General features: G+C 64.2%; 10 protein-coding genes. 4 read left to right on the top strand and 6 right to left on the bottom strand.

Annotated elements, in window-relative coordinates; translation table 11 throughout:
* Positions 1-909: aspartate kinase (locus tag EP237_RS10810; protein ID WP_127560903.1), on the bottom strand; the 909-nt coding region annotated here is incomplete at its 3' end.
* 116 nt (positions 910-1,025) lie between these two features.
* Between EP237_RS10810 and EP237_RS10805 the strand changes: the two genes are divergently transcribed.
* Positions 1,026-1,997, top strand: coding sequence for a threonine dehydratase (locus EP237_RS10805; protein ID WP_127560902.1), 972 nt, complete (start codon positions 1,026-1,028; stop codon positions 1,995-1,997).
* Between the two features lie 290 nt (positions 1,998-2,287).
* Here the strand turns inward: EP237_RS10805 and EP237_RS10800 are convergent, their stop codons facing one another.
* The 3 genes from EP237_RS10800 to glmU are packed head-to-tail and all read right to left on the bottom strand — an operon-like array spanning position 2,288 to position 6,149.
* On the bottom strand, positions 2,288-2,968 hold the full coding sequence (locus EP237_RS10800; RefSeq protein WP_127560901.1) for a DNA alkylation repair protein: 681 nt from the start codon (positions 2,966-2,968) through the stop codon (positions 2,288-2,290).
* Positions 2,965-4,782, bottom strand: coding sequence for a glutamine--fructose-6-phosphate transaminase (isomerizing) (gene glmS / locus EP237_RS10795; protein ID WP_127560900.1), 1,818 nt, complete (start codon positions 4,780-4,782; stop codon positions 2,965-2,967). Before glmS ends, EP237_RS10800 begins: the two co-directional genes overlap by 4 nt.
* Before the next feature lie 2 nt (positions 4,783-4,784).
* Entirely contained in the window at positions 4,785-6,149 is a 1,365-nt protein-coding gene (gene glmU / locus EP237_RS10790; protein WP_127560899.1) for a bifunctional UDP-N-acetylglucosamine diphosphorylase/glucosamine-1-phosphate N-acetyltransferase GlmU, read from the bottom strand.
* A 138-nt stretch (positions 6,150-6,287) separates the two neighbouring features.
* Here glmU and EP237_RS10785 point away from each other — a divergent pair, with 138 nt between their 5' ends.
* The 3 genes from EP237_RS10785 (at position 6,288) to EP237_RS10775 (ending at position 9,551) form a co-directional block, all read left to right on the top strand.
* Positions 6,288-6,953 (top strand): HAD-IA family hydrolase, encoded by a 666-nt coding sequence (locus EP237_RS10785; RefSeq protein WP_127560898.1) that lies wholly within the window; start codon positions 6,288-6,290, stop codon positions 6,951-6,953.
* Between the two features lie 32 nt (positions 6,954-6,985).
* Positions 6,986-8,191 (top strand): DegT/DnrJ/EryC1/StrS family aminotransferase, encoded by a 1,206-nt coding sequence (locus tag EP237_RS10780; protein WP_127560897.1) that lies wholly within the window; start codon positions 6,986-6,988, stop codon positions 8,189-8,191.
* A gap of 196 nt (positions 8,192-8,387) precedes the next feature.
* On the top strand, positions 8,388-9,551 hold the full coding sequence (locus tag EP237_RS10775; protein ID WP_127560896.1) for an isovaleryl-CoA dehydrogenase: 1,164 nt from the start codon (positions 8,388-8,390) through the stop codon (positions 9,549-9,551).
* Between the two features lie 2 nt (positions 9,552-9,553).
* Here EP237_RS10775 and EP237_RS10770 read toward each other — a convergent pair whose 3' ends face one another.
* Together EP237_RS10770 and EP237_RS23815 are read right to left on the bottom strand one after the other, a co-directional pair.
* On the bottom strand, positions 9,554-9,916 hold the full coding sequence (locus EP237_RS10770) for a type II toxin-antitoxin system HicB family antitoxin (RefSeq protein ID WP_127560895.1): 363 nt from the start codon (positions 9,914-9,916) through the stop codon (positions 9,554-9,556).
* On the bottom strand, positions 9,913-10,170 hold the full coding sequence (locus EP237_RS23815) for a type II toxin-antitoxin system HicA family toxin (RefSeq protein ID WP_206052278.1): 258 nt from the start codon (positions 10,168-10,170) through the stop codon (positions 9,913-9,915). Before EP237_RS23815 ends, EP237_RS10770 begins: the two co-directional genes overlap by 4 nt.
* Positions 10,171-10,234: the final 64 nt, after the last annotated feature.

Raw genomic sequence — 10,234 nt, 5'->3', positions numbered from 1 at the left:
TTCCGAGATGTTCTGCACGATCATGTCCACGTTCACCCCCGCCTCGGCCAGCGGGCCGAAGATGGCGGCGGAGACGCCGGGGCGGTCGGCGACCGAGACCAGGGTGACTTTCGCTTCATCCTTGGAATAGGCGACACCTGCAACTGCGTTGGCTTCCATGACGTCCTCCTCATCGCAGACGAGGGTTCCGGCCTCGTCCGACTGCTCCTCAAAGGAGCTCAGCACCCGAAGGCGCACCTTGTATTTCATTGCCAGCTCGACCGAGCGGGTCTGCAAGACCTTGGCCCCGAGCGAGGCCAGTTCCAGCATTTCCTCGAAAGCAATGCGGTCGAGCTTGCGGGCCTTGTCGCAGATGCGCGGGTCGGTGGTGTAGACCCCGTCCACATCGGTATAGATGTCGCAGCGCTCCGCGCCAAAGGCGGCGGCGAAAGCGACGGCGGTGGTGTCCGATCCGCCCCGGCCAAGCGTGGTGATCCGGCCCTCGGGGCTGATGCCCTGAAAGCCCGCGACCACGGCCACTTTCATGCCCTCGCCGAACTTGGCGTTGATATTGTCGGTCGGGATTTCCTCGATCCGAGCGGAGGCATGGGCCGAGGTGGTAATGAGCGGCACCTGCCAGCCCTGCCAGCTGCGCGCGGGCACGTCCATTTCCTGCAAGGTCAGCGCCATGAGGCCCGCGGTCACGTTCTCGCCCGAGCTGACCACGGCATCATATTCGCGGGCGTCGTAGAGATGCGAGGTTTCCTCGACAAAGCCCACAAGCTTGTTGGTTTCGCCGGACATGGCCGAGACGATGACGATCACGTCATAGCCATTGGCAACCTCGCGCCCCACGCGCTTGGCGGCGCGGCGGATGCGGTCGAGCGTGGCGACGGAAGTGCCGCCGAATTTCATCACGAGAATGGGCATGGGTTTCCAGCCGTCCCCCTTTGAGTATCGCGCGCTTATTACGGGTGCGCGGGGGGCCTGACAAGGGCCGGAAGCGGGGCTAGGGTGCGGCCAAACACACATGCGGAGGGTGAGCGATGCGGTTTACACGGGACGAGCTGGAGTCAGCGGCGGCACTGGTGCATGGGCAGATGTCGCCGACGCCACAATATCACTGGCCGGGGCTGTCTGCCGCAACCGGGGCGGAGGTCTGGGTCAAGCATGAGAATCACGCGCCCACGGGGGCCTTCAAGGTGCGCGGCGGGATCACCTTCATGGACTGGCTGCGGCGGGAGCATCCCGACAGCCCCGGCATCTGCACCGCGACGCGCGGCAATCATGGGCAAAGCCAGGCGCGGGCGGCGACGGCGGCGGGATTGAGGGCGCTGGTTTACGTGCCGCATGGCAATTCGGTGGAAAAGAACGCGGCGATGCGGGGCTATGGCGCGGAACTGGTGGAGTTCGGAGAGGATTTCGACACCGCCAAGGTGGAGGCGATGCGGGTGGCCGAGGCCGAGGGGCTGAGCGTTGTGCCGCCCTTCCACAAGGAGCTGGTGCGGGGCGTGGCGACCTATGGGTATGAGCTCTTTTCCGCCCTGAAGGATCTCGACACGGTCTATGTGCCCATTGGTTGCGGGTCCGGCATCTGCGGGACCATCCTGGCGCGCGATGCGTTTGGGTTGAAAACCGAGGTCGTGGGCGTCGTGTCGGACCACGCGCAGACGGCGAAACTGTCCTATGAGGCGGGAGCCATGGTGGAAACGAACTCGGCCCGGACCTTTGCCGACGGAATGGCGGTGCGGGTGCCGGTGAAAGAGGCGTTCGACATCTATGGGCGCGGGGCGGCGCGGATCGTGAGCGTCAGCGAGGAAGATATCGCGGACGCCATGCGGCTTTACTACACCGCCACGCATAACCTGGCCGAAGGGGCCGGGGCCGCGCCTCTGGCCGCCCTGATGCAGGAGCGGGAGCGGATGGCGGGCAAGAAGGTGGGGGTGATCCTGTCGGGGGGCAATATCGACATGGGCTGGTTCCGCACCGTGCTGGAGGGGGGTGTGCCGGTCGTGTGACTTGCGCCGGCTTGCGCCGTCGCGGCGGGAGCGCCCCTCCTCAAGCCCCTTCGGGGCCCTCGTCGGGCCGCGTTGCCACGGGATATCTGAGAGGTGCGGTCTGCAGGTTGTGAACGGGTCGCGGGCTGAGAGGCGGCACCTGTCTGCTGAGAGGTCCTGTTGCCGGGATCTGTCCCGTCACAGGACCTTTTCGAGGCTGTGTGCGAGTCGGGTCCGCGTCAAGGCCAAGCCGCCTTCGGCGGGCGCATTCGCGCGCCTTGACCCGGACCCGACTCGCGGTCCTGGTCCCGTTAGGTCAGGTATTTGGCGGCTTCCCTGGCTGCGAAGGGTTTCATCTTTTCCCCGTTCTCGGCGAGGAAAGCCCGTGTGCGCGCGGGGTCTTTCTTCGAGAGGTCCCGCAGCCACCAGGCCACGGCCTTCTGGATGAACCACTCCGGGTCTTCGGTATAGGTGGCGGCCCAGGTGAGGATGCGCTCGCGCGCGGCGGTCTCCTCGGGCTTGGGGTGGCGCTGTTTCGTCCAGGGCAGGGTGAAGACGAGGGCGGCGCGGCGCGTCCAGAGGTGATCGGAGGTGGTCCAGCTTTCGACCGTATCAAGGCGGGTGGGGTCGGCGGTGAGCCTGCGCTGACCGGCCATGGCAACCGCATCGGCGATGGCCCAACTGTCGAAATCGGGGAGCCGCGACTGGATCAGTTGCCAGGTGCTGTCGTCCTCGGGCCTGATCCGCGCCTGTACAAGCAGTTTCGCCGCCGTGATCCGGGCCTCGAAGATGTTCGTCTGCCAGAGCGCATCGGCGAGCGACAGGCGATCTTCCAGCGGGAGGGTTTTGCGCCACTCCGCCGCCAGCGCGTTGCAGACCTCGTTCGACAGGCCCAGGTATGGCCGGTCGATCTTGTGATAAGCGTGCATCTGCGCCGCCCGGTCCTGGTCGGCCTGCGCCTCAAGCGCGGCGAGCGCGTCTTCCGGCGTCATTCGACCGTCACGGATTTTGCGAGGTTCCTCGGCTGGTCCACATCGGTGCCCTTATGCACGGCGGTGTGATATGCGATGAGCTGCGCCGGGATGGAATAGAGGATGGGGGCGAAGATCGGGTCCACATTGGGCATCACCAGCGTCTGCCAGACGCCTTCGCGCGCCATGGAAGACCCCGCCGCATCGGTCACCAGCCAGACCTGACCTTCGCGCGCCATGACCTCCTGCATGTTGCTGACGGTCTTGTCGAAAAGCGCGTCGGTGGGGGCCATGACCACCACGGGTACCGTCTTGTCGACAAGCGCAATGGGCCCGTGTTTTAGCTCTCCGCTCGCGTAGCCCTCGGCGTGGATATAGCTGATTTCCTTGAGTTTCAGCGCGCCTTCCAGCGCTAGCGGGAACATCGCGCCGCGACCGAGGAACAGGACGGTCTGCGCGCGGGAGAGGGCGCCGGTGTGGCGCTTGATCTGATCCTCCAGCGCCAGCGCCTGGTTGATGAGACCGGGAAGGCCGCGCAGCTGCGCCAGCAATTCCGCCTCGCGCGCGGCATCGATGCGGCCCTTCTGACGGGCGGCGAGGATGGCGAGGTTGGCCAGAACCGCCAGTTGGCAGACGAAGGCTTTGGTGGAGGCGACGCCCACCTCCACCCCCGCCATGATCGGCAGCGCCAGATCGCTTTCGCGGGCGATGGAGCTTTCGGGGACATTGACCACAGAAAGGATGCGCGCGGCCTTGCCCTCGCAGTAGCGCAGCGCCGCCAGCGTGTCGGCGGTTTCGCCCGACTGGCTGACGAAAAGCGCGGTGGCGCGGTCCGAGACGGGCGGTTCGCGGTAGCGGAATTCGCTGGCGATATCGACGTCGCAGGGCAGGCCGGCGAGCTGCTCGAACCAGTATTTGGCGACGAGGCAGGCGTAGTTGGCGGTGCCGCAGGCCACGAGGATCAGCCGGTCGGTGTCGGTGAAATCGACCGCGCCTTCGGGGATCTCTACCGTATCGCCGCTGGAGTAATGCGCGAGGCATTCGGCCAGAACCACGGGCTGTTCAAACACCTCCTTGGCCATGAAATGCTTGTGCCCGCCCTTGTCGATCTGGGCGGCCTGTGCGGCGATCTTGCGGATCTCGCGGTTGGCGGGGCGGTCTTCCTGGTCGAAGATTTCCACACCGGTGCGGGTGACATAGGCGTAGTCGCCTTCCTCCAGATAGGTGACCCGGTCGGTCATGGGTGCCAGAGCGATGGCGTCGGAGCCCACGAACATCTCACCCTCGCCATGGCCCACGGCGAGCGGGCTGCCCCGGCGGGCGGCGACGATCAGATCGTCCTCGCCGTCGAAGAGGAAGGCCAGCGCGAAGGCGCCTTCCAGCCGGCGCAGGGTTTCGCGTGCGGCGGCGCGGGGGGCGAGGCCGGTGTCGAGCAAGTGTTCGCAAAGCAGCGCGATGGTTTCGGTGTCGGTATCGGTGGAAAAGCCGATGCCCTTGGTGGCGAGGTCCTCTCGCAACTCGCGATAATTCTCGATGATGCCGTTGTGCACGACGGCGACGCGGCCCGCCTGATGGGGGTGGGCGTTGGCGACGGTCGGCGCGCCATGGGTGGCCCACCTTGTGTGGCCGATGCCGGATTTGCCGCGCAGGGGCTCGTGCACCAGAAGGTCCGACAGGTTCACCAGCTTGCCCACGGCACGGCGGCGGTCGAGGCGGCCGTCGTTCACCGTGGCGATCCCGGCGCTGTCATAGCCGCGATATTCCAGCCGTTTGAGGGATTCGACCAGAATGGGCGCGACCTCGTGGTCGCCAAGAACTCCGACGATGCCGCACATTGCTATTGCCCCTTCTTTTCTGCCTTCATCGCGCGCAACCGCGCCATGAGCCGGGCGCCGAGCCCCGTTTTATTGACCTGCTTGGCGCGCCCAAGGGCCATGTCGCCTGCGGGCACGTCACGTGTGATGACGGAGCCGGAACCGGTCATCGCGCCATTGCCGACAGTCACGGGCGCGACCAGCATCGTGTTCGACCCGATGAAGACATCGCGGCCTACGGTGGTGCGGTGCTTGAAGACGCCGTCATAATTGCAGGTGATGGTGCCCGCGCCGATATTGCTGCCCTCGCCGATCTCGGCGTCGCCGATATAGCTGAGGTGGTTGACCTTGGCGCCCTCGCCGATCTCGGCGGCTTTCACTTCCACGAAATTGCCGATCCTTGCGTCATTGCCCAGTTCCGCGCCGGGGCGCAGGCGGGCATAAGGCCCGACGATGGTGCGTGCGCCAAGGTGGCAGCCTTCGAGATGAGAGAACGCCCTGATGGTGGCCTCGTTTTCCACGGTCACGCCGGGGCCGAAGACCACATGCGGTTCGATCACCACATCGCGCCCGATCCAGCTGTCATAGGCGAAAAAGACCGTGTCGGGCGCGGTCATTGTGACGCCGCCGTCCAGCACCTCGGCCCGTTTGCGGCGCTGGAAGAGCGCCTCGGCCCCGGCCAGTTCCGCGCGCGTGTTGATGCCGAGCGTTTCCGCTTCGTCGCAGGTGACGGCGGTGGCGGTCAGGCCCTTGGTGGCGGCGATGGCGGGCACATCCGTCAGGTAGTATTCGCCCGAGGCGTTGTCGTTGCCGACCTTTGCCAGCAGCGCTATCAGCGTCGTGGCATCGGCGGCCATCAGGCCGGAGTTGCAGAGCGTTATGGCCAGTTCGTCCGGTGTCGCGTCCTTGGCCTCGACGATGCGGGCCAGCCGATCGCCTTCCATCACCAGCCGCCCGTAACGGCCCGGTTCGGCGGCCTCGAAGCCAAGCACCACGATGTCATGATCCGCGCGGGCGGCCAGCATCCGGGCCAGCGTGTCTTCGCAGATGAAAGGCGTGTCGCCGTAAAGCACGATGACATCGCCCTCGAACCCGTCCAATGCCGGGGCGGCCTGAAGAACCGCGTGGCCGGTGCCGAGCTGCTCGCTCTGCGTGACGCAGATGGCATCCTCGTCATGGGCGCGAACGGCTTTCTCCACTAGTGCGCCGCCATGACCCACCACGACCACGGTGCGTTCTGCCGCCAGCGCTGCGCCAGCGTCCATCGCATGCACCACAAGCGGCGCACCCCCAAGCGGGTGCAGCACCTTCGGCAGATCGGAGTTCATCCGGGTGCCCTGTCCCGCCGCAAGGATCACAAGGGCGCAAGGCCGTTCATCTGACTGCATGTCACCTGCTTTCGTTTTCTCGCCCCCGGTATTAAGCAAGCGGGGAAAGGGCGCAAGGCGGGCTGTCGTCAAAAACCCTTACGGATCGTTTCAACCGCAGGCGGAAACCTGCCAAGAATGACGGGAAAAGGGGCAGGCATGCGCACGGTGATCTTCGATCTGGACGGAACGCTGGCCGATACCAGCGGCGATCTGATCGCGGCGGGGAACGCGGCGATGGTGGCCATGGGCTATGCGCCGCAGCTGGAACGGGGGCGCGATGACCCCACGGCGCTGCGTGGCGGGCGGGCGATGCTGACGCTGAGCTTCGAGCGGCTCGGCCATGACGCGCCGGGGCCAGAGATTGACCGGGGCTATCCCATTTTGCTGGAGGCTTATGGGCAGGCGATCGACGTGCACACGGTGATGTATCCCGGTGCGGTGGCGGCGGTCGAGGCCTTGCGGGCGGACGGTATCCGCGTGGGCGTCTGCACCAACAAGCCCGAAGGCTTGGCCGAGACCTTGCTGACGCGGCTCGGAGTGCGGGACCTTTTCGGGTCGCTGATCGGGGCGGATACCCTGCCCACCCGCAAGCCGGACCCGGCGCCCTTCGTGGCGTCGGTCGAGAGGGCCGGGGGGGATGTGGCCCGGTCGCTGCTGGTTGGCGATACGGTCACCGACCGGGAAACCGCCCGCGCTGCCGGGGTGCCCTCGGTTCTGGTGACCTTCGGACCGCTTGGGCAAGGGGTGGTCGCCTTGTCGCCCGAGGCATTGCTGCATCGTTACGAGGACATGCCGGGGCTGGCCCGCCAGCTTCTGGATTGACGAACGCCGCCTCAGACCCCACAACATTCCCCATGAGCACAGTCTTCAAAGGCAGTTTCACCCAGCAGGAGCCGATCCCGGAAGCGGGCATCGAGGCGGCGCTGCGCGTGATGCAGGGCGGGCGTCTGCACCGCTATAACGTGGCGGATGGCGAGGTGGCCGAGACGGCCCTGCTGGAAGAGGAATTCGCAGCCTTCACCGGGGCGAAATATGCGCTGGCCGTGGCCTCTGGCGGCTATGCCATCGGCTGTGCGCTGCGCGCCCTTGGGGTGCAATCCGGCGACAAGGTGCTGACCAACGGTTTCACGCTCGCCCCGGTTCCCGGTGCGATTGCGGCGGTGAATGCGGACCCTGTGTTCGTGGAAGTTACCGATGATCTGACAATAGACCTTGATCACCTTGCGAGGCTGGTGGCCGAAACGGACGCCAAGGTTCTGCTTCTCTCGCATATGCGCGGGCATATCTGCGATATGGAGCTGTTGATGCAGATCTGTGACGGGGCCGGGGTGAAGGTGGTCGAGGATTGCGCCCACACGATGGGTGCGGCCTGGAAGGGCGTGCCCTCTGGCCGTCATGGCACCATGGCCGCCTATTCGACTCAGACCTACAAGCACATGAACTCCGGCGAGGGTGGCATCCTGACCTCCGACGATCCGGACCTGATGGCCCGCGCGATCATGCTGTCGGGCAGCTACATGCTTTATGCCCGGCACCGCGCCGCGCCGCCGCCTGAGGCGTTCGAGCAGATCAAATGGGTGACGCCCAATGTCTCGGGCCGCATGGACAACCTGCGGGCGGCGATCCTGCGCCCGCAACTGGCCGACCTGCCGCGTCAGGTTGACCGCTGGAATGCGCTCTATCGTGCTGTCGAGGACGGGTTGCGCAACACGCCCGGGCTGAAGGTGATCGACCGGCCCGAGGAGGAATGCATCGTGGGCTCGTCGATCCAGTTTCTGTTGCCGGAACTGTCGCCCGTACAGATCGACGAAGTGCTGAAACGCTGCGGCTCTAGGGGTGTAGAGCTGAAATGGTTTGGCGGGGCCGAACCGGTGGCCTTCACCTCTCGCTACGACAGTTGGCGCTATGCCAGCCCGCAAAGCCTGCCCAATACGGATCGTATCCTGTCCGGTCTGATGGATATGCGTCTGCCGCTGACATTCACGGTAGAGGATGCGCGTCTGATTGCCGAGATTGTCGCCGACGAAGTGAAGACAGCAAGCCTGACAGAACAGGTGTGATGCCTGAATAATCTTCCAGAAGATTATTCCGCGGACGAAAACCTGAAAAATCTTCTGGAAGATTTTTTGGACCCTGAAAACTTTTCCGGAAAAGTTTTCCCGTGCCGTTGCGTCGCGGAGGACAGGATTCCTTTGACTCGCGGCATGTGCAGGCGTATTAACTGAACAATCGTTCAATTAAGGAGGAGGGCTGCGCATGTTCATGGCCAGCATGACGTTCGACCTGGGCGAAGACGTAAATGCGTTGCGCGACATGGTGCATCGGTGGGCGCAGGAGCGTATCCGCCCGATGGCACAGGACATCGACAAGCAGAACCTCTTCCCGGCCGACCTGTGGACAGAGATGGGTGAGCTTGGGCTTCTCGGCATCACCGTGCCGGAGGAATATGGCGGCGCGGGCATGTCCTATCTGGCGCATGTGATCGCGGTGGAGGAAATCGCGCGGGCATCGGCCTCGGTCTCGCTTTCCTATGGTGCGCATTCCAATCTCTGCGTGAACCAGATCAAGCTCAATGGCACCGACGAACAGCGGGCCAAGTACCTTCCGCGGCTGGTGTCGGGGGAACATGTCGGCGCGCTGGCCATGTCCGAAGCGGGTGCCGGGTCTGACGTGGTCTCAATGAAACTGCGCGCCGAAAAGCGCAATGATCGCTTTGTTTTGAACGGCACCAAATACTGGATCACCAATGGCTGCGACGCCGACACGCTGGTCGTCTATGCCAAGACCGACCCCGATGCGGGCAGCAAAGGGATGACGGCCTTCCTGATCGAGAAGGACATGGTAGGCTTCAGCACGTCGGAGCATTTCGACAAGCTCGGTATGCGCGGCTCGAACACGGCGGAGCTGATCTTCGAGGATGTGGAAGTGCCCTTCGAGAACATCCTGGGCGAAGAGGGCAGGGGCGTGCGCGTGCTGATGTCGGGGCTCGACTATGAACGCGTGGTTCTGGCTGGCATCGGCACCGGCATCATGGCGGCCTGCCTGGATGAGATCATGCCTTACATGCGCGATCGCAAGCAGTTCGGGCAGCCGATCGGCAGTTTCCAGCTGATGCAGGGCAAGATCGCCGACATGTACACGGCGATGAATTCCGCCCGCGCCTATGTCTACGAGGTGGCCAAGGCCTGCGACCGGGGCGACGTGACCCGGCAGGACGCGGCGGCCTGCTGTCTCTATGCCTCGGAAGAGGCGATGAAGCAGGCGCATCAGGCGGTGCAGGCCATGGGGGGCGCAGGCTTCCTGACTGACAGCCCCGTAAGCCGCATCTTCCGCGACGCCAAGCTGATGGAGATCGGGGCGGGCACGTCCGAGATTCGGCGGATGCTGGTCGGACGCGAGTTGATGGGGACTATGGGGTGAGTCTAGGCGTCCCGAATAAGTCGTGTGCCTCTTTCAAGGGTTTCACGAGCAGCCTTCGTCAATGTGGAGTCCATCCACTGATTGATGGAAATCGCGTTTGCCGCAGCAGCGTCGGAAATCAGTCGATGATGCTCGGGTGTAGTGCGGAACGCCAGTTTGCCAGAGTATGGTTTCTCCGGTTCGATGCCATCTTCCGCACACCATTCCAAGTAGTCGTCCAAGCTTTCATGGAAAGCTGCGGGCAAGTCTTCAGCCGTACGAGCCTGAAAGGTGATCACGTCTTTAATCCCCAGGATCTCGCCATGAAACATCAAGCCGTCTTCATCGAACGAAACGGTGGCACTGTATCCCTTGTAAGGTTTCATGGGCTTATACCTGCTTCTGAAAGGAAGCGGCGTATTGATCGCACCGCGTCCTTTAAGATCGTTGGGCGTGGATGCGGTTCATGGAAAACCATGCGCCGTCCGTTGAGTGAGACACGGATGCGGGAACCCGCGCCTTGTGTTATCTCCGCACCAAGGGCGCGAAGGAGGTTTTCAACGTCGGTCCAGCGGATGTCTGCGCGAACCGGGTTGGCGAAGATCGCCGCGAGGGTGCGGGTGTGTTTCGAAGAAACCATTAAAGTTACTCCCGATTGGGTGGCTTCAGTTGGTTCCCAAGCACACGCCGCACATCGGGGCATG

Origin of the sequence: Nioella ostreopsis (assembly GCF_004000255.1) — a bacterium.
GTDB classification, from domain to species: domain Bacteria; phylum Pseudomonadota; class Alphaproteobacteria; order Rhodobacterales; family Rhodobacteraceae; genus Nioella; species Nioella ostreopsis.
The sequence above is the reverse complement of the archived record's forward strand: the minus strand, read 5'-3'. Positions and strand labels throughout refer to the sequence as shown.